Here is a 23,129-nt window from a genome sequence, read left to right as displayed (position 1 = left end):
GTTTAGGCCTGATAGCGATGAATGTTGGACAGGTTCTTGTTCGGCTTGGGGTTCTTGCGGTAGATCAGGGCCATCTTGCCGATCACCTGAACCAGCTCGCAGCGGCCGACGGAGGCCAGTTCGTCGATCAGCGCGCGGCGGTCGTCGCGCTCGGTCAGGCGGAACTGCACCTTGATCAGTTCATGATCGTTGAGGGCGCGCTCCAGTTCGGCCAGTACTCCTTCGGTGAGACCGTTCTCGGCTACGATCAGTACCGGTTTCAGGTGGTGACCGATGGACTTGAAGTGTTTCTTCTGTTCGTTGGTAAGCGCCATAATCTAATCCTGCTGCTGTTTATATCGACCCTGCCCGGCGGGCAGGCCGCAGCCTTCACCCATTCCGTTGCCGCGCACCGGCCGCAAAAACCGCGGAGTTTACCCGAGCCGGCTCGGCTGCGCCCATTTCTATTCGGGCGATCAACCTGTTGCACGCTCAAGACTAGTTCGCGCGGGTCGGGATGGCTTCGGTGCTCTTTTCCTGAAGAGGCGGCCATCGGATGGGCCTTGTGATTTTCGATCCGGCCCCCATATGAGTGTGGTGGAGAGTTGCCGCCGTGTGCGCTGGCTGGTTCGCAGGCGCCGTGGCGCCTAGACTGGAACTGGCCTGAGGGGGGCGGGTCGGATGGCCAGGTCTCATAAAGGGTTACAGACGGTTCCTGCCTGGGGTAGGGGTTGTGTAGTAAGTTAGGCTGGTAATCCACCAGCCGTCATGCGAAGCGCGTTTCCAGGACGAGGCTCGTTTCAGAGGGTAGCGAATTGAACGACATGGCAAAGAACCTGATCCTGTGGCTGATCATCGCAGCCGTCCTGGTCACGGTGATGAACAACTTCTCCAGTCCTAGCGAAGCCGGCAAGCTGAACTATTCCGAGTTCATCCAACAGGTGCAGGAAGGTAAGGTCAAGCAAGTCACTGTCGATGGTTACATCATCAGCGGCAAGAACCTCGACGGCACTACCTTCGAAACCGTTCGTCCGGCCATCGAAGACCGCGGTCTGATCAAGGATCTGATCGACAACAACGTCGAGATCGTCGGCAAGCAGCCGGAGCGCCAGAGCATCTGGACCCAGTTGCTGGTGGCCAGCTTCCCGATCCTGGTGATCATCGCCGTGTTCATGTTCTTCATGCGCCAGATGCAGGGCGGTGGCGGTGGTCGAGGTGGTCCGATGAGCTTCGGCAAGTCCAAGGCGCGCCTGCTCTCCGAGGATCAGGTCAAGACCACTCTGGCTGACGTCGCCGGTTGCGACGAGGCCAAGGAAGAGGTCGGCGAGCTGGTCGAGTTCCTTCGCGACCCTGGCAAGTTCCAGCGCCTGGGTGGCCGTATTCCACGCGGCGTGCTGATGGTCGGCCCGCCTGGTACCGGTAAGACCCTTCTGGCTAAGGCCATCGCAGGCGAAGCCAAAGTGCCGTTCTTCACCATTTCCGGCTCCGACTTCGTCGAGATGTTCGTCGGTGTCGGTGCTTCCCGTGTGCGTGACATGTTCGAGCAGGCCAAGAAGCATGCGCCCTGCATCATCTTCATCGACGAGATCGACGCCGTTGGTCGCCACCGTGGCGCCGGCCTGGGCGGTGGTCATGACGAGCGCGAACAGACCCTCAACCAGCTGCTGGTCGAGATGGACGGCTTCGAAATGAACGACGGCATCATCGTTATTGCCGCCACCAACCGTCCGGATGTACTGGACCCGGCGCTGCTGCGCCCCGGTCGCTTCGACCGCCAGGTGGTGGTCGGTCTGCCGGATATCCGCGGCCGCGAACAGATTCTCAAAGTGCACATGCGCAAGGTGCCGGTGGGTGACAACGTCGAGCCTGCGGTCATTGCGCGCGGCACCCCGGGCTTCTCCGGTGCCGACCTGGCCAACCTAGTCAACGAGGCCTCGCTGTTCGCCGCTCGCGCCAGCAAGCGTCTGGTGGAGATGAAGGAGTTCGAGCTCGCCAAGGACAAGATCATGATGGGCGCCGAGCGCAAATCCATGGTCATGTCCGAGAAGGAGAAGCTCAATACCGCCTACCACGAGGCCGGTCACGCCATCGTTGGTCGCCTGGTTCCCGAGCACGACCCGGTATATAAGGTGTCGATCATTCCGCGCGGGCGTGCGCTGGGCGTGACCATGTTCCTGCCGGAAGAGGATCGCTACAGCCTGTCCAAGCGTGCCCTGACCAGCCAGATTTGCTCGCTGTTCGGCGGCCGTATCGCCGAAGAGATGACGCTCGGCTTCGATGGCGTCACCACTGGTGCTTCCAACGACATCATGCGTGCTACGCGCTTGGCGCGGAACATGGTGACCAAGTGGGGCCTGTCCGAGAAGCTCGGTCCGCTGATGTACGCGGAGGAGGAGGGCGAGGTGTTCCTTGGTCGCAGTGCCGGCAGTCAGCAGGCTAATGTCTCCGGCGAAACTGCTAAGGCTATCGACGAAGAAGTTCGCAGTATCATCGATGGCTGCTACGGCACCGCCAAGCGTTTGCTGGAAGAAAATCGCGACAAATTGGACATGATGGCCGACGCACTGATGAAGTACGAGACCATCGATGCCGACCAGATCGACGACATCATGGCTGGTCGCACGCCGCGCGAGCCGCGCGATTGGCAGGGCGGTTCCGGCACGCCTGCACCCAAGGAGCAGGCCGAGCGCCCGGAGACTCCGATTGGCGGGCCGGCGGGTGAGCACTAAGGCCCGCGCATGACCGTTCCGCAGTACCCGCCCCGGCTGCCATGCGGTAGCCGGGTGCTCGATCTGGCCCAGCCGCAAGTGATGGGCATCCTCAATGTCACTCCCGACTCCTTTTCCGACGGCGGCCGTTTCGCCGCGCGCGATGCTGCCTTGCGTCATGCTGAGCAGATGGTAGAGGCCGGGGCGACGCTGATTGACGTTGGTGGTGAGTCAACTCGCCCGGGGGCTCGCCCTGTGTCGCCTGTCGAGGAGCTGGAGCGTGTGGCTCCGGTGGTCGAGGCCATTGCCGCCGAGCTGGATGTGATCATCTCCCTGGATACCTCGACTCCCGCGGTTATGCGCGAGGGCGCTCGGCTGGGGGCAGGGCTGATCAACGACGTGCGCGCATTGCGTCGTGATGGTGCACTGGAGGCGGCAGCCGACACAGGTTTGCCGGTGTGCCTGATGCACATGCTCGGTGAACCCGGCAACATGCAGCAGAATCCGCAGTATCGCGATGTGGTGGGCGAGGTTCGTGATTTTCTCGCTCAACGCATTGCCGCTTGCGCCGGGGCGGGCATTCATGCCGAGCGCATCGTCCTTGATCCCGGCTTCGGTTTCGCCAAGACTCTCGCCCACAACCTGAGCCTATTCAAGCGCCTGGAGGCGCTGCATGAACTGGGTCGGCCGCTGTTGGTCGGTGTGTCGCGCAAGTCCATGATCGGTCAGGCGCTGGGGCGCGAAGTTCACGAGCGCCTGTCTGGCGGGCTGGCCCTGGCGGCCCTGGCGGTGGCCAAGGGGGCGTGTATCCTGCGCGTCCATGATGTCGCCGAAACTGTCGATGCGGTGCGCATGATCGCCGCCGTGCAGGCAGCAGAATAAGAAGTTGGAGTGACTATGAGCAGAAAGTATTTCGGTACCGACGGTATCCGTGGCCCTGTCGGCCAGTTTCCCATCACTCCCGAGTTCATCCTCAAGCTGGGCTGGGCTGCCGGAATGGCGTTCCGCAAGCAGGGTAAGTGCCGCATCCTGATCGGCAAGGACACCCGTATCTCGGGCTATATGTTCGAGTCTGCACTGGAGGCGGGCCTGGTAGCCGCTGGCGCGGACGTGATGCTGCTCGGTCCCATGCCGACGCCGGCTATTGCCTATCTGACGCGTACCTTCCAGGCCGAGGCGGGCATCGTTATCAGCGCCTCGCACAATCCTCACTATGACAACGGGTTCAAGTTCTTTTCCGGCAAGGGCACCAAGCTGCCGGACGAGATCGAGTTGATGATCGAGGAGCTGCTCGATCAGTCGATGACGGTGGTGGAGTCCGATCAGCTCGGCAAGGTCTCGCGCATCAACGATGCAGCGGGTCGCTATATCGAGTTCTGCAAGAGCAGTGTGCCGAGCAGCACCAGCTTCGCCGGTCTCAAGCTGGTCATCGACTGCGCCCATGGCGCCACCTACAAGGTTGCGCCCAGTGTGTTCCGCGAACTGGGTGCCCAGGTGTCCGTGTTGTCGGCACAGCCCAACGGCCTGAACATCAACGACAACTGTGGCTCCACCCATGTCGAGTCGCTGCAGGCCGAGGTGCTGGCGCAGCAGGCGGATTTGGGTATCGCCTTCGATGGCGATGGCGATCGCGTGTTGATGGTCGACCACACGGGTACTGCAGTGGATGGCGATGAGCTGCTGTACATCATCGCCCGCGACCTGCAGGAGCGCGGCAAGCTGCAGGGCGGTGTGGTGGGTACCCTGATGAGCAATCTCGGTCTTGAGCTGGCGCTCGGCGAGCTGGGCATTCCCTTCGTGCGGGCCAAGGTCGGCGATCGTTACGTGATGGCCGAGCTGCAGGAGCGCGAGTGGCAGTTGGGGGGCGAGAACTCCGGACACCTGGTGTGCTGCCAGCACACCACCACGGGCGACGCGATCATCGCTGCGTTGCAGGTGCTGATGGCGCTCAAGCGCAGCGGGCAGACCTTGGCCGAGGCGCGCCAGGTGGTGCGCAAGTGCCCGCAGATACTGATCAATGTGCGCTTTTCCGGCGATGTTGATCCCGTGGAGCATGCAGCGGTCAAGGATGCCTGCGCGCGAGTCACCGAGAGCATGGCGGGGCGAGGCCGTGTGCTACTGCGCAAGTCCGGCACCGAGCCGCTGGTGCGCGTGATGGTCGAGGGCGATGACGAAAATCAGGTGCGTAGCTATGCCGAGGAGCTGGCCAAAGTGGTCGGCGAGGTCTGTGCCTGATTCGGCTTGCTAGTGGAAAAGCTCTTGGGTAACATCTGCGCCCACTTTGAACGACGAGGTCTGGCATGCGTCGCCCCCTGGTAGCTGGTAACTGGAAAATGCACGGTACCCGCGCCAGCGTCGCAGAGCTGATCAAGGGCCTTCGTCAATTGGCGCTGCCTAGCGGTGTCGAAGTGGCAGTCATGCCGCCTTGTCTGCACATCAATCAGGTACTGATTGGGTTGGAAGGCAAGGCGATCGCTGTCGGTGCGCAGAACTGCGCCGTAGAGCCCATGCAAGGTGCTCTGACCGGTGAGATTGCGCCCAGCCAGTTGGCCGATGCCGGTTGCGGCATGGTGCTGGTGGGGCACTCCGAGCGTCGCATGATTCTGGGTGAGCGTGACGAGCAGGTAAGTCGCAAGTTTGCCGCTGCGCAATCCTGTGGTCTGGTTCCGGTTCTGTGCATCGGTGAGACCCTTGAGCAGCGTCAGGCGGGTAGGACGCTTGAAGTGGTGTCCGCCCAGTTGGGAAGTGTGATCGAGGAGTTGGGTGTCGGTGCCTTCTCCAAGGCTGTTGTGGCTTACGAGCCGGTCTGGGCCATCGGTACCGGATTGACTGCATCGCCACAGCAGGCTCAGGAAGTCCATGCAGCTATTCGTGCGCAGCTGGATGCAGAAAATGCAGAAGTAGCGCGCGGTGTGAGAATTCTGTATGGCGGCAGTGTCAAGGCCGCCAATGCTGCCGAGTTGTTCGGTATGCCGGATATCGATGGGGGGCTCATTGGTGGGGCCTCTTTGAACGCAGATGAGTTTGGTGCGATCTGTCGCGCCGCAGGAAACTGATAAATGCTGGAAACAGTCGTAATCGTCGTGCATCTGCTGGGCGCCATTGGTGTCGTTGGTCTGGTGCTGCTGCAGCAGGGTAAGGGTGCCGATGCCGGTGCTTCTTTCGGTGCGGGTGCCTCGGGTACCGTGTTCGGAAGCCAAGGTTCTGCTACCTTTCTGAGTCGCTTTACTGCTATACTCGCCGCGGCTTTTTTCATTACCAGCTTGGGTTTAGCCTTCTTTGCTAAAGAAAAAGCTGATAATCTGACGCAGGCTGGTTTGCCAGATCCGGCAGTGCTGGAAGTGCAGCAAGAGAGGCCGGCGGTTGAAGATGTTCCGGTGCTCGAAGAGCAAAAGCCGGCAGTCGAAAAGGCTGACGTGCCGCAAGTCCCGGAGCAGAAGTAATACCCTCTTTGCCGAGGTGGTGGAATTGGTAGACACGCTACCTTGAGGTGGTAGTGGCCATAGGCTGTAGGGGTTCGAGTCCCCTCCTCGGTACCATATTTCGGCAGGGCCCGCAGATCGCGGGCCTTGTCGTTTCCAGGAGTTCGGTTGACCCTCAGGGGTAACGTCCGTATACTCTTGGCCCAGCTTTGGCGCGGGGTGGAGCAGTCTGGTAGCTCGTCGGGCTCATAACCCGAAGGTCGTTGGTTCAAATCCAGCCCCCGCAACCAGTTGTAGAGAAGCCCCTTATTCAGGGGCTTTTTGCTAGCTGGACAATCCGCCACCGGCATTGCGGTCGGGTGGCACGATGGATGGGCGTTTCGCCCATTTTTTATTTCTACGACATGCGCGGAGGGCTTCGGGTGTCGAGCAAGCTGGAACAGTTGCAGGCCATGTTGGCCCCGGTGATCGAATCTCTCGGCTATCAATGCTGGGGCATCGAGTTCATTTCCCAGGGGCGACATTCCCTGCTGCGCGTGTACATCGATCATGCCAACGGCATCCTGATCGAGGATTGCGAGGCGGTCAGCCGGCAGGTCAGCGCCGTACTGGACGTCGAAGATCCGATCAGCAGCGAATACACCCTAGAGGTGTCCTCGCCGGGCATGGATCGACCGCTGTTCACTATCGAACAGTTCGCCAAGCATGTTGGCGAACAGGTGAAGATCAAACTGCGTTCGCCCTTCGATGGGCGGCGCAATTTCCAGGGCCTCCTTCGCGGTGTGGAGGAGCAGGACGTGGTGGTGCTGGTGGATGACCACGAATTCCTGTTGCCGATCGATCTGATCGACAAGGCCAACATTATCCCCCGTTTTGACTGAGACGCGGATCCCGCGGATCCAATGGATTGCGAAAGGCGAGGCGTACGATGAGTAAAGAAGTACTGCTGGTTGTTGAGTCGGTATCCAACGAAAAAGGCGTACCGGCCGATGTGATTTTCGAAGCGCTGGAGCTGGCTCTGGCGACGGCGACCAAAAAACGTTTCGACGACGAAGTCGAGCTGCGCGTGGCGATCAACCGCCATAACGGCAGCTATGAGACTTTCCGTCGCTGGGAAGTGGTGGCCGAGGACGATCTGGAAAACCCGTCGGCCCAGCTGACCGTCGAGCAGGCGCAGGAGCGCGAGGCCGGCGCCAAGCTTGGCGATTTTGTCGAGGAACCGGTGGAGTCCATCGAGTTCGGCCGCATCGCCGCGCAGACCGCCAAGCAGGTCATCGTGCAGAAAGTGCGCGAGGCCGAGCGTGCCCAAGTGGTCGACGCCTATCGCGAACGTGTTGGCGAAATCATCTCCGGTACCGTGAAGAAGGTCACCCGCGACAGCGTGATCGTCGATCTCGGCAACAACGCCGAAGCGCTACTGGCCCGCGAAGACATCATCCCGCGTGAAACCTTCCGCGTCGGCGCTCGCATGCGTGCCCTGCTCAAGGAAATCCGCACCGAGAACCGTGGTCCTCAGCTGATCCTGTCGCGCACCGCGCCGCAGATGCTGATCGAGCTGTTCACCATCGAAGTGCCGGAAATCGCCGAAGGCCTGATCGAGGTGATGGCCGCCTCCCGTGATCCGGGTTCGCGCGCCAAGATCGCCGTGCGCTCCAAGGACAAGCGTATCGACCCGCAGGGTGCCTGCATCGGCATGCGCGGTTCGCGTGTCCAGGCCGTCTCCGGTGAGATCGGCGGCGAGCGCGTGGACATCGTGCTGTGGGACGAGAACGTCGCTCAGTTCGTGATCAACGCCATGGCCCCGGCCGAAGTGGCGGCGATCATCGTCGACGAAGATGCCCACGCCATGGACATCGCCGTCGGTGAAGACAATCTGGCTCAGGCCATCGGCCGTGGTGGCCAGAACGTGCGTCTGGCCAGCCAGCTGACCGGCTGGACCCTGAACGTGATGACCGAGGCCGACATCCAGGCCAAGCAGCAGGCCGAGACCGGCGACATCCTGCAGGCCTTCGTCGACGAGCTGGAAGTCGATGAAGAGCTGGCCCAGGTGCTGGTCGAGGAAGGCTTCACCAGCCTGGAAGAGATTGCCTACGTGCCGATGGAAGAGATGCTCAGCATCGACGGTTTCGACGAGGACATCGTCAACGAGCTGCGCGCTCGTGCCAAGGACCGTCTGCTGACCAAGGCCATCGCCAACGAAGAGAAGCTGGCCGATGCCCAGCCCGCCGAAGACCTGCTTTCCCTGGAAGGTATGGACAAGACGCTGGCCCAGGAACTGGCGGTGCGTGGCGTAGTTACCCGCGAAGACCTGGCCGAGCAGTCGATCGACGACCTGCTCGACATCGACGGCATGCAAGAAGAGCGTGCCGGCAAGCTGATCATGGCCGCCCGAGCCCATTGGTTCGAGTAAGCGGTTGCGGCCTGAGGAGAGAAATGCATGACGCAAGTCACGGTGAAAGAACTGGCCCAAGTGGTCGATACACCAGTGGAGCGCCTGCTGCAGCAGATGCGTGAGGCAGGTTTGCCTCACACCAGCGCCGAGCAAGTGGTAACTGACAACGAGAAGCAGGCTCTGCTGGCGTACCTGAAAGGCAGCCACGGCGAGAAGCTGGAAGAGCCGCGCAAGATCACTCTGCAGCGCAAGACCACCACTACCCTGAAGGTTGCCGGTAGCAAGACCATCAGCGTGGAAGTGCGCAAGAAGAAGACCTACGTCAAGCGCAGCCCGGCCGAGATCGAAGCCGAGAAGCAGCGTGAGCTGGAAGAGCAGCGTGCCGCCGAAGAGGCTGTGCGTCTGAAGGCCGAGGAAGAGGCGCGCAAGCAGGCCGAAGCGGCCGCCAGCAAGCCGCAGGAAGCTGCTGCGCCGACTGCGGCCGAAGCGCCTGTGGACGTTGCTCCGATCGTGGCTGCCGCTGCTGCCGAACCTGTTGCTGCTGTCGAGCGCAAGAAGGAAGAGCCGCGTCGCGTCGAGAAAGACAAGCCGGCACGCAGCGACGACGACGAGCGTCGTGACCGCAAGCATGCCCAGCACCGTCCTTCCGTCAAGGAGAAGGAAAAGGTGCCGGCTCCGCGTGTTGCTCCGCGCAGCACCGACGAAGAAGTCGATGATTACCGCCGTCGCGGTGGTCGGATGAAGCCGAAGAAGCGTAACCAGCACGGGTTCCAGAGCCCGACAGGACCTATTGTGCGCGAAGTAGCGATCGGCGAGACCATTACCGTTGGCGACCTGGCTGCCCAGATGTCGGTCAAAGGCGCCGAAGTGGTCAAGTTCATGTTCAAGATGGGCTCCCCGGTGACCATCAACCAGATCCTGGACCAGGAGACCGCGCAGCTGGTCGCCGAGGAAATGGGCCACAAGGTCAAGCTGGTCAGCGAAAACGCGCTCGAAGAGCAACTGGCCGAGTCGCTGAAGTTCGAAGGCGAGGCTTTCTCCCGTGCGCCGGTAGTGACCGTGATGGGCCACGTCGACCACGGCAAGACCTCCCTGCTCGACTACATCCGTCGTGCCAAGGTAGCTGCTGGCGAAGCCGGTGGCATTACCCAGCACATCGGCGCCTACCACGTGGAAACCGACCGCGGCATGGTCACCTTCCTCGATACCCCGGGCCACGCCGCGTTCACCGCGATGCGTGCCCGCGGTGCCAAGGCCACCGACATCGTCATTCTGGTCGTCGCGGCCGATGACGGCGTGATGCCGCAGACCCAGGAAGCCGTGCAGCACGCGAAAGCGGCTGGCGTGCCGATCGTGGTTGCCATCAACAAGATGGACAAGCCGGATGCCAACCCGGACAACATCAAGAACGGCCTGGCCGCGCTGGATGTGATTCCGGAAGAGTGGGGCGGCGATGCTCCGTTCGTAGGCGTTTCGGCCAAGGCCGGTACCGGCGTTGATGAGCTGCTCGAAGCCGTGCTGCTGCAGGCCGAAGTTCTCGAACTGAAAGCCACCCCGTCGGCTCCCGGCCGTGGTGTGGTGGTCGAGTCCCGTCTGGACAAGGGCCGTGGCCCGGTAGCCACCGTGCTGGTCCAGGACGGTACCCTGCGCCAGGGCGACATGGTCCTGTGCGGCGTCAACTATGGCCGCATACGTGCCATGCTCGACGAGAACGGCCAGCCCATCAAGGAAGCCGGTCCGTCGATTCCGGTCGAGATTCTCGGCCTGGACGGCACCCCGGATGCCGGTGACGACCTGACTGTGGTTGCCGACGAGAAGAAGGCCCGCGAAGTCGCACTGTTCCGTCAGGGCAAGTTCCGCGAAGTGAAGCTGGCCCGTGCTCACGCTGGCAAGCTGGAAAACATCTTCGAGAACATGGGCCAGGAAGAGAAGAAGACGCTCAACATCGTCCTCAAATCCGATGTCCGTGGCTCCCTCGAGGCGCTGCAAGGCTCGCTCAGCGGCCTGGGCAACGACGAAGTCCAGGTTCGCGTGGTCGGTGGCGGTGTCGGTGGTATCACCGAGTCCGATGCCAACCTGGCGCTGGCTTCCAACGCGGTGCTGTTCGGCTTCAACGTGCGTGCCGATGCCGGTGCGCGCAAGATCGTCGAGGCCGAAGGCCTGGACATGCGTTACTACAACGTGATCTACGACATCATCGAAGACGTCAAGAAGGCCCTGACCGGCATGCTCGGCAGCGATGTTCGCGAGAACATTCTGGGCACCGCCGAAGTGCGTGACGTGTTCCGTTCGCCGAAGTTCGGCGCTGTCGCTGGCTGCATGGTCATCGAGGGCACTGTCTATCGCAACCGTCCGATCCGCGTACTGCGCGAAGACGTGGTGATCTTCGAAGGCGAGCTGGAATCCCTGCGTCGCTTCAAGGACGACGTCGCCGAAGTGCGTAACGGCATGGAGTGCGGTATCGGCGTGAAGAGCTACAACGACGTCAAGGTCGGGGACAAGATCGAAGTGTTCGAGAAGGTCCAGGTGGCTCGTACCCTGTAAGGGACGGCCCGCAACACCGGACGCCCGGCCCCGCATCAGCGCGGCCGGGCGTTTGCCGCTTGTGAACCCGCTGACAGCGTCGCGGGTGAGGTAGGAAGAAATGGCAAAAGTGTATAGCCGTACCCAGCGTATCGGCGATCAGATCCAGCGCGAACTGGCGCAGATGATTCCGCGCGAGGTCAAGGACCCGCGTCTGGGCTTCGTCACCATCACCGCCGTCGACGTCAGCCGCGATGTCGGCCACGCCAAGGTGTTCATCACCGTGATGGGCGAGAACGATGCGGAGAAGATCAAGCAGAACGTGCGTGTGCTCAACGACGCCGCCGGTTACCTGCGCATGCTGCTGGGCAAGGCGATGAAGCTGCGCAGCGTGCCGCAGCTGCATTTCCACTACGACGAGAGCATCTCGCGTGGTACGCACCTGTCGGCACTGATCGATCGTGCGGTGTCCGAAGACAGCAAGCATCAGGACGACTGAGCGTGGCCCAGGTAAAACGTATCCGCCGCAATGTCAGTGGCATCCTGATCCTGGACAAGCCGCATGGCATGAGCTCCAACCAGGCTCTGCAGAAGGTGCGCTGGTTGCTCAATGCCGAGAAGGCCGGTCACACCGGTAGTCTCGATCCGCTGGCCACCGGCGTGCTGCCGCTGTGCTTCGGCGAGGCCACCAAGTTCTCCCAGTATCTGCTGGATGCCGACAAGGGCTATGAGACCCTGGCTCAGCTCGGCGTGATCACCACCACCGGTGATGCCGAGGGGGACGTGCTCGAGCGTCGCGAGGTGACCGTCGGTCGGGATGACGTGGAGGCGCAGCTGCCGCGTTTCCGTGGTGAAATCAAACAGATACCGCCCATGTACTCGGCCCTGAAGAAGGACGGTCAGCCGCTGTACAAGCTGGCGCGTGCCGGCGAGGTAGTGGAGCGCGAGGCGCGATCTGTTACTATCGCGCGCTTGGATTTGCTGGGCCTGGATAATGCGCAGTTGCGCCTGTCCGTGGCCTGCAGCAAAGGCACCTATATCCGTACCCTGGTGGAGGATCTAGGTCGCGAGCTGGGCTGTGGTGCCCACGTCGCCGAGTTGCGGCGCACCCAGGCCGGGCCGTTCAGCCTGGCGCAGACGGTGACACTGGAAGAGCTGGAACGGGTGCACGCGGAAGGCGGCAACGAGGCGCTGGATCGCTTCCTGCTGCCATCGGACAGCGGCCTGGAGCACTGGCCCCTGCTGCAGTTCAGCGAGCACAGCGCCTATTACTGGCTGCACGGCCAGCCGGTACGCGCTCCGGAAGCGCCGAAGTTCGGCATGGTCCGGGTGCAGGATCACAATGGTCGCTTCATCGGTATCGGTGAAGTGAGCGAAGACGGGCGCATCGCGCCGAAGCGATTGATCTCTACCGCTACTTGATGCCGGTAGAAGCTCGGGTTCAGGCCCAGGGCAACTGATTCGGTCGAATGACCGGAACCGCGGGCGGACTCGTTCCCTCGCGGCCAAGAGGGTGGCTGTCAACAGGCGCGGTCATTCCTCCATTTAAAACACGGGAGTCGCTCCCGGCCTGTTCACTCTAGGAGCCCATTACCATGGCACTGAGCGTTGAAGAAAAAGCCCAGATCGTTAACGACTACAAGCAAGCTGAAGGCGATACCGGTTCTCCGGAAGTGCAGGTTGCCCTGCTGACCGCCAACATCAACAAGCTGCAGGACCACTTCAAGGCCAACGGCAAAGACCACCACTCGCGTCGTGGCCTGATCCGCATGGTTAACCAGCGCCGCAAGCTGCTGGACTACCTGAAGGGTAAGGACACCAGTCGTTACAGCGCCCTGATCGGTCGCCTGGGTCTGCGTCGCTAAGACGTACCCCCTGAAGTGAGAAGCTGGAAGCTCGGGGTTGCAGGTCGGTTGATAACCGGCCCGTGGCTTCGGTCTTCCAGCTTCTGGCTTTCTACAGAACGGAATTTGAAACCCGTTCAAAAACCGGTTCCACCGAGCCGAGTTCTGAACAGGTTTCAGGGGCAGCAGGCCCCTGTTGCAGCAGTTTCCCCCAAGGCAACAAAGAGAAGGAAAATACCGTGACTCCGGTTATTAAAAAGTTCCAGTTCGGTCAGTCGACCGTCACCCTCGAAACCGGGCGCATTGCCCGTCAGGCCTCCGGTGCCGTCCTGGTTACCGTGGACAACGATGTCAGCGTACTGTGCACCGTGGTTGGCGCCAAGCAAGCCGACCCGGGCAAGGGCTTCTTCCCGCTGTCCGTGCACTACCAGGAAAAAACCTACGCTGCCGGCAAGATCCCAGGTGGCTTCTTCAAGCGTGAAGCGCGTCCTTCCGAGAAAGAGACTCTGACCTCGCGCCTGATCGACCGTCCGATCCGCCCGCTGTTCCCGGAAGGCTTCCTCAACGAAGTGCAGGTCATCTGCACCGTGGTCTCCACCAGCAAGAAGACCGATCCGGACATCGCCGCGATGATCGGCACCTCGGCCGCCCTGGCCATCTCCGGCATTCCGTTCGACGGCCCGATCGGTGCCGCGCGCGTCGCCTTCCACCCGGAAACCGGCTACCTGCTGAACCCGACCTACGAGCAGCTCAAGGCTTCCAGCCTGGACATGGTCGTGGCCGGTACCAAAGACGCCGTACTGATGGTCGAATCCGAAGCCAAAGAGCTGACCGAAGACCAGATGCTGGGCGCCGTACTGTTCGCCCATGACGAGTTCCAGGCCGTGATCAAGGCCGTTGGCGAGCTGGCTGCCGAAACCGGCAAGCCGCGCTGGAACTGGACTGCCCCGGCCGAGAACACCGCTCTGCTCAGCGCCATCAAGGCCGAGTTCGGCGAAGCCATTTCCCAGGCCTATACCATCACCATCAAGCAGGACCGCTACAACCGTCTGGACGAGCTGCGCGACCAGGTCGTCGCCAAGTTCTCCGGCGAAGAAGGCCAGCCGTCCTCCGGCGAAGTCAAAGACGCCTTCGGCCTGATCGAATACCGCACCGTGCGCGAGAACATCGTCAACGGTAAACCGCGTATCGACGGTCGCGACACTCGCACCGTACGTGGCCTGAACATCGAAGTCGGCGTACTCGACAAGACCCACGGTTCGGCCCTGTTCACCCGTGGCGAAACCCAGGCCCTGGTGGTAGCCACCCTCGGTACTGCCCGTGACGCGCAGCTGCTCGACACCCTGGAAGGCGAAAAGAAAGACCCCTTCATGCTGCACTACAACTTCCCGCCGTACTCGGTTGGTGAGTGTGGCCGCATGGGCGCCACCGGCCGCCGCGAAATTGGCCACGGTCGTCTGGCCCGTCGTGGCGTAGCCGCCATGCTGCCGGCTGCCGACGAGTTCCCGTACACCATCCGTATCGTCTCGGAAATCACCGAGTCCAACGGTTCGTCCTCGATGGCTTCGGTCTGCGGCGCTTCCCTGGCGCTGATGGACGCCGGCGTGCCGATGAAGGCCCCGGTTGCCGGTATCGCCATGGGTCTGGTCAAGGAAGGCGACAAGTTCGCCGTACTGACCGACATCCTCGGTGACGAAGACCACCTGGGCGACATGGACTTCAAGGTGGCCGGTACCGCCAATGGCGTGACCGCACTGCAGATGGACATCAAGATCCAGGGCATCACCGAAGAGATCATGGAGATCGCCCTGAACCAGGCCCTGGAAGCGCGCCTGAACATCCTCGGCCAGATGAACAAGGTCATCGCCCAGTCGCGCACCGAGCTGTCGGCCAACGCCCCGACCATGATCGCGATGAAGATCGACCAGGACAAAATCCGTGACGTCATCGGCAAGGGCGGCGCCACCATCCGTGGCATCTGCGAAGAGACCAAGGCCTCGATCGACATCGAAGACGACGGCTCGATCAAGATCTTCGGCGAAACCAAGGAAGCTGCCGAGGCTGCGCGTCAGCGCGTGCTGGGCATCACCGCGGAAGCCGAGATCGGCAAGATCTACGTCGGCAAGGTCGAGCGCATCGTCGACTTCGGCGCCTTCGTCAACATCCTGCCGGGCAAGGACGGTCTGGTGCACATCTCCATGCTCAGCGACGCTCGCGTTGAGAAGGTCACCGACGTACTGAAGGAAGGCCAGGAAGTCGAAGTGCTGGTGCTGGACGTGGACAACCGCGGCCGCATCAAGCTGTCCATCAAGGACGTTGCCGCTGCCAAGGCTTCGGGCGTTTAAGTCCAAGTCAGGCGGTAACAAGGAGGGCCCCTAGCGGGCCCTCTTTTTTTGCCCGCGTTTTGCCCCGACAATGGCGCTTTCCGCAGTACCCAACAAGGACGTCTGGCGATGGAAATCACTCACTGCCGCTATCACCCCGCCCAGCCTGCAACCTGGCATTGCCCACCCTGTCAGCGTGACTATGGCGACTGCTGCGTGCCGCTGAATGCCGACGCACCGGAGCTGGAGCCGCAATGTGCGCTGTGCGGTGGCAAGCTGCGCTTCCTGGGGGCGGCCAACACCGCGCAGCCGTTCTGGCAGCGCATCCCCGCGTTTTTCCGCTATGGCCTGCAGCCCGGCCCGTTGGCCTTTGCCGCCGCGTTATGTCTGGCCAGCCTGTTCATGCCGGCCTGGAAGCTGCTGTGGCTGGCGCTGTTCTGCGTGGCCACCAAGTACCTGCAGAGCGTGATCGAGAGCGCCAGCCAGGGCACACGCGAGGCGCCGTCCCTGCTCAGTGCCTTCGACGGCGAGGGCTTCAGCCTGTTCTGGCGGGTGCTGGTGATCTTCTTCCTGTCCTTCGCCGTGGTCTGGCTGGCGGCGGACTTCGATAGCGAGGCTCTGTTCTGGGCGGCTACCCTGGGCGTGCAATTGCTGATCCCGGCCAGCCTGATCCGCTTGGCGCTGGACAAGACCCTGGGGGCCGCGCTGAGCCCCGACCAGGTCGGCTCGGTGATCCAGGCCATGGGCTGGCGCTATCTCATCCTCTGGGTGTTTCTGTTCATCCTCTGGCAGTCCCCGGACTGGGTCATCTACATGCTGTCCAAGGGCTTGCCCGAGGTGGTGCTGATCCCCGTCGCTGCGCTGCTGTTCGGTTATTTCAGCGTGGTGATGTGCGCCATGATGGGTTACGCCGTGTTCCAGTATCAGGGCGCCCTGGGTTACGTGGCGGTGGAGGAAGAGGCGCCGAGCGGCTTTCCCGCCGAGGAATACCGTCGCCGTCGCGCCCTAGCCGATGCCGAGGTGCGATTGAAGGAGGGGCAAAGTGGCCATGCCCTGGAGGTACTGGCCAAGGCGCTGGACGTGGCGCCCAATGATCTCAAGCTCAACGAGCGCTTCCACCAGCTGCTATTCGGCCTCGCTGCACGCGAGCGCTGTCTGCGCCACCTGGCGCATTACCTGCCGCTGGCGGCACGCCTGAATCCGGCTCAGGCTGCCACGGCGCTGCTCAACGCCCGCCAGCTGAAGCCCGACTATCTGCCGGACGATGCCCAAGTCTGCGAGCGTGTGGCGGAGGCTCTGCTGCAGCGCCACAAGACCCGCGAAGGGCTGAGCCTGCTGCGCAACTTGCATCAGCGTTTCCCCGACTATCCGCATATTCCACGGGCGTATCTGTTGGCCGCTCGCGGCTTTGCCGAGGGGTTGGGGCAGCTGGAGCCCGCGCAGAAGCTGCTCGGCTTCATTCGTGCCCGTTATCCGCAATCCCCCCTGCTGGGAGAGGTGGCTGCTCTGGAGGCCATCATTGCTCAATTGGCGGCACGGGCATGACGTCAGGTATTGCAATCTGCACGGTCCATTCGGAGGGTTTCGGCATTTTGCATGCCCGCGCTCGGCTTTGAATTGCTTTAACTGTTTGAAAATAAATATATTTTTATTGATGGAAAAGCTGGCATAGCGCTTGCGATACCTATCCCTGCAAGCGCAGCCAGGAGTTGGCTGCGATTACTTCCGAAGCAATCAGGAGTAGATCGCTATGAAACAGCCTTTCAACAAGTGGACCCTTGCCGCTCTTACCGCCGCTGTCATCGGCATGCCGCTGAGCAACGCAGCCTTCGCCGACGAGCCTCTGCAGATGGCCGCCAGTGAAACCGTCAATGAGGCGGAAGAAGCTGTTACCGATACCTGGATCACCAGCAAGGTGAAAGCCAGCTTCCTGGCCGACGACAGCATCAGCGGTCTGGATATCAAGGTAGAAACCAACGAAGGCGTGGTCTCGCTTTCCGGTGTCGTGCCGACCGACGCCGAGCGTGATCTGGCGGTGGAAAAAGCCAAGGCGATCAAGGGCGTAACTTCCGTTTCCGCCGATGGCCTGAAATCCACCGAATAACCCGCAACACTGCCGGCATGGCCGGCAGTGCCCTCTGGGAGGAAACGCTATGAACTCCGATGTGATCAAAGGTAAATGGAAACAGCTCTCCGGCCGTATTCAGGAGCGCTGGGGCAATCTGACCAACGACGACCTGGATATCGTCGAAGGTCATAGCGAATATCTGGAAGGCAAGCTGCAGGAGCGTTACGGCTGGACCAAGGAACGGGCGCAACAGGAAGTGCGCGACTTCAGCAGTAAGCTGTAGCAGCCGTTTGCCATAAAAAAGCCCCGAGTTCGGGGCTTTTTTATGGGCTCAGCGCGCCAGGTTCTGTTGATAGAAACTCAGCTGCTGGGTCTGCTCCGCCTCGGGGAAGGCCTTGCGCAGGTACTGGGCCAGCTCGCTTACCGCTCGCAGATCCCGGCGCTGCCCCAGTTGTTTGGCCAGCTGCAACGTCAGTGGAGGCAGCTGCTGGGGTGGTTGTGGCATCTGGCTGAGCCGCCGCCATGCAGCGAGACCATGAGGGCCTTCACCAATGCGGATCAGCTTCTGCAGCAGGTGCAACTGTATGGCGGGATGCCCCAGCAACTGGCGGTGCGTTTCGCTGCTGTCGTTGGCCATACGCAGCAGCAGTGGTCTGGCTTCTGCCGTGTCCGGCAGAGCGAACAGCTGCTTGAATACCTGGGTCAGCAGAGCCTTATCCTGGCGCCCACAGGCCACGGCATAGAGTCGCTCAAGCAGCGCGAGGCGGCCTGGGTAGCGGGTCAGCAGATCGGGGCCGCGCATGGCGGCCTGTGGCAGGGCGAACTGGCCGATAAGTTGATCCAAGGCCGCCAGTTCGCGCTTGAAGGGTGCGTCCGGGTCTTCCTTGAGCAGATAGGCTTCGTCCATCTGCAGGCGACCGCTGAGGCGTGCCAGCCACACGGCGAGGAAGCCCGCGCCGAGGCCGCCGAGGTGGGCGTAATAGTTGACGTGATCGTCTGCCGCCAGCAGGCCGTAGAGTTCCTTGCCCATCCAGACCGGCAGTATCCACAGGGCAGGCGCCTTGAAGTAGCCAATCAGCGGACCCAGCCAGTAGAAGAAGTTGATTCGGCGCAGGCCGTATACGCCGATGTACGTGCCCATCAACCCCGAGATGGCTCCCGAGGCCCCCACGCCGGTGACCCACACCGGGTCCAGCGCCCACCACAATAGGTGGGAGGCGAGGCCGCTGAGCAGGTACAGTCCTAGATAGACCCAGCGCCCAAGGGCGATCTCCAGGGCGAAGCCGAAGATGAACAGGAACAGCATGTTGCCTAGCAGATGGTCGAAGCTGCCATGCAGGAACATGGCACCGAACAGCCCCTCGACAGTGAACTGCGCCGGAATGAAACCGAAGCGGAATGTACTGAGCTGGTTGCGCGCCTCTTCGGCCCTGGCGCGTGCCGCCTGCCAGGCCTGATCGGCGCGGAAGTCGCTGCGCTGGTGTAGTGCGTGCTCGAACTGCAGGTCGTGCAGTATCCACCCTGCCAGTTCCTGGCGGCGCATATGGTCGACATATTCACGCTGCTCGTCGTCCAGCTTTTCCCGTTGGGCGATGTCCTCGAGGAACAGCGCGCGCTCGCGGCCGAGCAGGCCGCCGTCGAGGTAGGTCTGCACCGCCACCTCGCGACGAGCTTCGTCTCCGCCCTGGTAGGCGAAGTAGATCAGGGTGTTGAGCAGAATCAGCAGCAGGGTGATGACTGGAGGGCGCTTCCAGTCCAGCGGGTGCTCGGCGGGGATGATCAGCATGGGAGGATGTCTGGGTCAGTTGCTGCGTTTGCTGTCGATCCGGACGAGACGCTCGCCCTCGAACTGCAGGAAATACAGCATGCCGCCGTTTCTGGGACCGTAGACCCACTCTTCCTTCTGAAATTTCTCGTGGCCATCCTTGTCGAGGATGTAGCCGGTAACGGCCTGGCTCGCCGGTGCCCCGCACTTGGCCAGCACTTCGGAGGTGCGATCCCCCCTGTCGGCAATGCCGTGCTCGCAACGCAGCGAGGCCTGGGCACTGGCAGTGATCAGGGCGAGTAGGGTGATGGCGAGCAGTTTTTTCATGGCGAGCATCCTTGTTCCGAGGGATTAACGGGCTGTCATTTGCCGCGTTTGCTTTCGATCTTGGTGACGCGATTGCCTTCCAGACGCAGGAAGTAGTACATGCCGTTCTTCGGCCCGTAGGTCCATTCCTCGATCTCTACCTCATGGACGTAACCATAGATATCGAGCACTTCCTTGTAGCCGAGGAAGTCGCGCTGGACTGGGGTTCCACACTTGTCTTCCACCTCGCCTGCCAAGTCGTCCAGACTGATCAAGCGGGTGCCGCAGCGCAGTGTGGAGGCCGCTTCGGCCGTGCTGGCCAGCAGTAGCCAGAGGGCAGACAACAGCTGTTTGAGGCGCATGATGAGTGGCCGTAGGTGGAGAGGCGGAAGCCTACACGGTGGCCTGTCTTCTGTCAGTCTGCGCGCTTGGTTTCGATACGGACCAGGCGATTGCCCTGGAAGGTGAGGATGCTGAGCATGCCATTGGTGGGGCCGTACACCCACTCTTCGATCACCAGTTCGCGGTCGCCGTAGTTGCCGCCGGTATAGCCGACCAGGTCTCGATACTCCGGCTCTCCGCACTTGCGCTGGACCTCGAAGGCACGGTCGCCTTCGTTGATCAGCTTGCTGCCACAGCGCAGTGTCCCGGCCTCAGCCAAACCGCAGGAAAGCATCAGCGCAATAGCCAATAGACTTCGGTTCATCACAAGCTTCCCAAGTGCAGCGCCGTGGCAACCTGGCCGCCGGCCTGGCCCTGCGCCAGGCTGACATCGAGCAGATAGATGCGCTGGTCTTCCAGGCCGCCGCGCTCCACTAGGTAATCCTTGATGCTGGCCGCGCGGGCCTGGCCGAGTTGGCGCAGCAGCAGTTCGCTCTTGGACCACGACTCCAGTACGGCGTTGCGCATCTTCGCCGTGCGTTCTTCGTCCGGCAGTTCCTTCCATTCTGCGGGCGGCTGTTGCTTCAGCCGGGTACGGTAGATGCCTTCCAGCAGTACGGCCTTGTCGTCCTCGTCCACCACCAGCAGCTCGGGCTCGGCTGGTACCTGATCGCCGTTGCGCTGCAGCATCTTGTACTGGGTGCTCTGGTACTCGCGCTCCAGGCGTTGCACGGCCAGCAGCGGGCCATCGCTGGCTTCGGCGCTCATGCCCTCGACCTCCAGGCGCAGCACCGGGCGCTCCTTGAGCGCGGCAGCCAGGGTATCCAGAGATTTTTGCGCGGCGCCATCCAGCTCGCTGCTACCGGCGGCGAACTGCACCTGGCTGAGGTCGGCTTCGCCACCACCGACCAGACCAGCGATGAATTTGAACGGTGCCTGGGCGGCGCGCAGCACCAGGTTACGCATGGTCTGCCAGACGATGGGCATGACGCTGAACTGCGGGTCGTTGAGGTTGCCCTGCACCGGCAGCTGGATGTCGATATTGCCCTTAGTGTCCTTGAGCAGGGCCACGGCCAGGCGGATCGGCAGGTCCACGGCGTCCTTGCTGTCGACCTTCTCGCCCAGCTGCAGGTCTTCCAACAGCAGCTTGTTCTCGGCGTTGAGCTGGCCCTTCTCGATCTGGTAATGCAGGTCCAGGTTGAGGCGACCCTTCTTGATGCGGTAGCCGGCAAACTTGCCGGAGTAGGGCGTAAGGGTGGTCAGCTCGACGTTCTTGAAGCTGGTGGCGATATCCAGGCTGTTCATCGGGTCGAACGGCGTCAGCCCGCCCTTGATGGTGACCGGCGCGTACTTGTCGACCTTGCCCTTGATGTCGACGCTGGCGGTCTTCGGGCTCTGGTTGTCCAGCGTACCGATCTGGCCATTGAGTTGCTGGATGGCGGTGGCGAAGTTGGGGGTCAGGCTGAAGTCGGCGAAGTTGGCCGAGCCTTCCTTGATGTTCACCCCGCCGATGCGGATCGGCAGTTGCTTGCCGGCCGGCGCCGGCTTGGAATTCGGATCGGCGGGCTGAGCGATGACCAGATCGTTGATGTTGGTGGTCAGGTCCTCGTTGATGATGAAGCGCGCATAGGGTTGCAGCAGGTTGATCTTGTCGATCACCAGGCCCTGCTCGTGCTGGTAGTTCAGACCCTCCACCAGCAGTTGCTGCCATTTGAGGAAGTCGCGGTCCTTGAGGGTATCCAGGGTATGCAGCTGGTTGACCTCGGCGCGGCCGCCGATGCTGAAGGCCAGCGGGTCGACACTCTTCAGGTCCACGGCCAGGTCGCTGCCGAGCAGGCCACTGCGCAGCTCCAGACGGACGAAGGGGCTGATGTAGGACTGCGCCAGACGCAGGTCGATATCGCGAGTGACCAGCTGCAGCTTGGCGGTGGTCGGCTGTAGCTGGACCTGGCCTTCGGCCTGGATCTGGCCGCGCTTGTTCACACTGGTATCGAGCTTGAGGGCGAAGGGCGAGGTGCCAAGGCTGTCGAAGTCCTTGATGTCGAGATTGAGCGGGGCCAGGTCGAGCTTGACCTCCTGGCTGCCTGCGGCGCGGTCGGCCAGGTGGATCTGGTACTCGCGCAGCTGCACATCGCGCAGCAGCACCTGCCAGGGTTTGGCCGGTTCTTCCGGTTTTTTCGGCTCTGTCGGAGCGGCGGCGCTGGCTGTTTGTTGAGAAGCATCCGGTGCGGCTGTTGCGGGAGTGGAGCCTGCGCCAACCTCGTTCGGAGCCGGAGCCGGAGCCGGAGCCGGAGCTTCGGGCGCGGCGGCGAGGGGCTGCGAGTCAGCAGGTGCGGCTGCCGGAGCAGGCTTACTATGGCTGGCGAACAGCTTCTGCCAGTCCAGCTGGCCGTCTTTCTCGCGGGCGGCCCAGGTCTCCAGCTTGTGGCTGCGGATCTTGCCGATCACCACCTGCTGCTTGGCCAGGTCCAGGCTGGTTTCACTGACGTCCAGGCGTTCCAGGCGCACCAGCGGCTTGTCCTCGGGGCTCTTGATGGCGAAGGTGGAGAGCGCCGCACTGACGTTGCTCAGCTGCAGCTCGGTGCCCTCGGCCAGGTTCAGCGAGTAGTCGGCGCTGAGGTCGAGCACGCCGTCCTCCAGCACCAATGGCACGGCATCGCGCACATAGGGCCACACACCCTTGAGCTTGCCGTCGGTGATCTTGAGCTGGCCCTTGGAGGTGATCGGGGTAAGGCTGACCTGGCCCTGCCAGTCGATGCGCCCGCCGCGCGGGCCGACGGCGACCATCTGCATGTTGGCGTTGTCGTCGGGCAGGGTGCTGAGGTTGGTAAGCTCCAGATTGAGCGAGTCGTAGATGAACTCCACCGGCTCGCTGGGGCGCAGGTCCTCGAAGTGCAGGCCGTTCTCGATCAGGGCGATGCGACCGATGCGCAGCGGGAAGGGCTCGCTCGGCTCCTCCGTTGCGGGTTTCTCTTCGCTGGGCGGCAGCTGGAACAGGCCGGTCAGGTTGAGCTTGCCGTCCTTGGCGAACAGCACCTCGGTATGCGCCTTCTCCAGCTCGATGTCGGCCAGGTGCAGGGCGCCGCTCCACAGACTGTTCAGTTGCAGGTTGGCGTATAGACGCTGGAAGGCGACCTGCGGCTTGGCCGGCTCGCCGATATGCAGGCCCCAGAGCTGCAGCTCCAGGCTGAAGGGGTTGAGCTCGATGCGCTCCAGGCGCGCCGGCACGGTGGCCAGCTGGGTCAGTTGCTGGTTGGCCACCCGCAGCGCAATGCCTGGCAGGATCAGGAAACCGAGCAGGCTATACAGGCCGAATGCAATCGCGAGCGCGTAGGCGGCGCGTTTCAATCCTTTGGGCATGGTGCGGTACATCTTCCGGGCTGAGACGCCAGGAGTATGGCATGGGCCGTCACGCTT

21 protein-coding genes and 2 tRNA genes are annotated in these 23,129 nt (G+C 62.2%); 17 read left to right on the top strand and 6 right to left on the bottom strand.

Features of this window, described 5'->3' with window-relative positions:
- Positions 1–2: 2 nt before the first annotated feature.
- Complete coding sequence (yhbY, locus tag IB232_RS15205) at positions 3–314, bottom strand: ribosome assembly RNA-binding protein YhbY (RefSeq protein WP_021700432.1); 312 nt, start codon at positions 312–314, stop codon at positions 3–5.
- Positions 315–803: 489 nt separating this feature from the next.
- On the opposite strand from yhbY, the gene ftsH reads away from it, so the two are divergent.
- From ftsH to IB232_RS15120, 17 genes are all read left to right on the top strand, one after another.
- Positions 804–2,708 carry an ATP-dependent zinc metalloprotease FtsH gene (gene ftsH / locus IB232_RS15200; protein ID WP_192399456.1) on the top strand — a complete coding sequence of 635 codons (1,905 nt, stop codon included), beginning with the start codon at positions 804–806 and terminating at the stop codon, positions 2,706–2,708.
- Positions 2,709–2,717: 9 nt separating this feature from the next.
- Positions 2,718–3,569, top strand: a complete 852-nt coding sequence (gene folP, locus IB232_RS15195; RefSeq protein ID WP_192399455.1) for a dihydropteroate synthase — start codon at positions 2,718–2,720, stop codon at positions 3,567–3,569.
- Positions 3,570–3,584: 15 nt separating this feature from the next.
- Positions 3,585–4,922, top strand: a complete 1,338-nt coding sequence (gene glmM, locus IB232_RS15190; RefSeq protein ID WP_192399454.1) for a phosphoglucosamine mutase — start codon at positions 3,585–3,587, stop codon at positions 4,920–4,922.
- Between the two features lie 65 nt (positions 4,923–4,987).
- Entirely contained in the window at positions 4,988–5,743 is a 756-nt protein-coding gene (tpiA, locus tag IB232_RS15185) for a triose-phosphate isomerase (protein WP_192399453.1), read from the top strand.
- Between the two features lie 3 nt (positions 5,744–5,746).
- Positions 5,747–6,130 carry a preprotein translocase subunit SecG gene (gene secG, locus IB232_RS15180; protein ID WP_192399452.1) on the top strand — a complete coding sequence of 128 codons (384 nt, stop codon included), beginning with the start codon at positions 5,747–5,749 and terminating at the stop codon, positions 6,128–6,130.
- Positions 6,131–6,140: 10 nt separating this feature from the next.
- A tRNA-Leu gene (locus tag IB232_RS15175) sits at positions 6,141–6,226 on the top strand.
- Between the two features lie 96 nt (positions 6,227–6,322).
- Positions 6,323–6,399, top strand: a tRNA-Met gene (locus IB232_RS15170).
- A gap of 132 nt (positions 6,400–6,531) precedes the next feature.
- Positions 6,532–6,990 carry a ribosome maturation factor RimP gene (gene rimP, locus IB232_RS15165; RefSeq protein ID WP_192399451.1) on the top strand — a complete coding sequence of 153 codons (459 nt, stop codon included), beginning with the start codon at positions 6,532–6,534 and terminating at the stop codon, positions 6,988–6,990.
- A 47-nt stretch (positions 6,991–7,037) separates the two neighbouring features.
- The gene (nusA, locus tag IB232_RS15160; RefSeq protein ID WP_192399450.1) at positions 7,038–8,519 is read left to right on the top strand and encodes a transcription termination factor NusA; all 1,482 of its coding nucleotides are present in this window, start codon (positions 7,038–7,040) and stop codon (positions 8,517–8,519) included.
- A 27-nt stretch (positions 8,520–8,546) separates the two neighbouring features.
- Positions 8,547–11,045 carry a translation initiation factor IF-2 gene (gene infB / locus IB232_RS15155; RefSeq protein ID WP_192399449.1) on the top strand — a complete coding sequence of 833 codons (2,499 nt, stop codon included), beginning with the start codon at positions 8,547–8,549 and terminating at the stop codon, positions 11,043–11,045.
- A gap of 100 nt (positions 11,046–11,145) precedes the next feature.
- Positions 11,146–11,523 carry a 30S ribosome-binding factor RbfA gene (gene rbfA / locus IB232_RS15150; protein WP_137971038.1) on the top strand — a complete coding sequence of 126 codons (378 nt, stop codon included), beginning with the start codon at positions 11,146–11,148 and terminating at the stop codon, positions 11,521–11,523.
- 2 nt (positions 11,524–11,525) lie between these two features.
- Positions 11,526–12,446: a tRNA pseudouridine(55) synthase TruB gene (gene truB / locus IB232_RS15145; protein WP_192399448.1), complete on the top strand. Its 921-nt coding sequence runs from the start codon at positions 11,526–11,528 to the stop codon at positions 12,444–12,446.
- 173 nt (positions 12,447–12,619) lie between these two features.
- On the top strand, positions 12,620–12,889 hold the full coding sequence (rpsO, locus tag IB232_RS15140) for a 30S ribosomal protein S15 (protein ID WP_021700421.1): 270 nt from the start codon (positions 12,620–12,622) through the stop codon (positions 12,887–12,889).
- Between the two features lie 218 nt (positions 12,890–13,107).
- Positions 13,108–15,213 (top strand): polyribonucleotide nucleotidyltransferase, encoded by a 2,106-nt coding sequence (pnp, locus tag IB232_RS15135; protein ID WP_137971040.1) that lies wholly within the window; start codon positions 13,108–13,110, stop codon positions 15,211–15,213.
- 108 nt (positions 15,214–15,321) lie between these two features.
- A complete protein-coding gene (locus IB232_RS15130; protein WP_192399447.1) occupies positions 15,322–16,737 on the top strand; it encodes a DUF4013 domain-containing protein in 1,416 nt (471 codons plus the stop codon).
- A gap of 205 nt (positions 16,738–16,942) precedes the next feature.
- Positions 16,943–17,296: a BON domain-containing protein gene (locus IB232_RS15125; protein WP_192399446.1), complete on the top strand. Its 354-nt coding sequence runs from the start codon at positions 16,943–16,945 to the stop codon at positions 17,294–17,296.
- A 49-nt stretch (positions 17,297–17,345) separates the two neighbouring features.
- Positions 17,346–17,543, top strand: coding sequence for a CsbD family protein (locus IB232_RS15120; protein WP_043308795.1), 198 nt, complete (start codon positions 17,346–17,348; stop codon positions 17,541–17,543).
- Positions 17,544–17,591: 48 nt separating this feature from the next.
- On the opposite strand, the gene IB232_RS15115 is transcribed toward IB232_RS15120, so the two are convergent.
- Genes IB232_RS15115 through IB232_RS15095 form a run of 5 tightly spaced genes read right to left on the bottom strand, consistent with a single transcriptional unit; the run spans position 17,592 to position 23,072 of the window.
- Positions 17,592–19,046: a rhomboid family intramembrane serine protease gene (locus IB232_RS15115; protein ID WP_192399445.1), complete on the bottom strand. Its 1,455-nt coding sequence runs from the start codon at positions 19,044–19,046 to the stop codon at positions 17,592–17,594.
- A gap of 15 nt (positions 19,047–19,061) precedes the next feature.
- Positions 19,062–19,352 (bottom strand): DUF2845 domain-containing protein, encoded by a 291-nt coding sequence (locus IB232_RS15110; protein ID WP_225592337.1) that lies wholly within the window; start codon positions 19,350–19,352, stop codon positions 19,062–19,064.
- A gap of 35 nt (positions 19,353–19,387) precedes the next feature.
- Entirely contained in the window at positions 19,388–19,693 is a 306-nt protein-coding gene (locus IB232_RS15105; RefSeq protein ID WP_192399443.1) for a DUF2845 domain-containing protein, read from the bottom strand.
- A gap of 53 nt (positions 19,694–19,746) precedes the next feature.
- Positions 19,747–20,037, bottom strand: a complete 291-nt coding sequence (locus tag IB232_RS15100) for a DUF2845 domain-containing protein (RefSeq protein ID WP_192399442.1) — start codon at positions 20,035–20,037, stop codon at positions 19,747–19,749.
- Positions 20,037–23,072 (bottom strand): DUF748 domain-containing protein, encoded by a 3,036-nt coding sequence (locus IB232_RS15095; protein WP_192399441.1) that lies wholly within the window; start codon positions 23,070–23,072, stop codon positions 20,037–20,039. Before IB232_RS15095 ends, IB232_RS15100 begins: the two co-directional genes overlap by 1 nt.
- Positions 23,073–23,129 lie beyond the last annotated feature (57 nt).

The organism is Pseudomonas sp. PDM15 (assembly GCF_014851565.1).
Taxonomy (GTDB): domain Bacteria; phylum Pseudomonadota; class Gammaproteobacteria; order Pseudomonadales; family Pseudomonadaceae; genus Aquipseudomonas.
The sequence above is the reverse complement of the archived record's forward strand: the minus strand, read 5'-3'. Positions and strand labels throughout refer to the sequence as shown.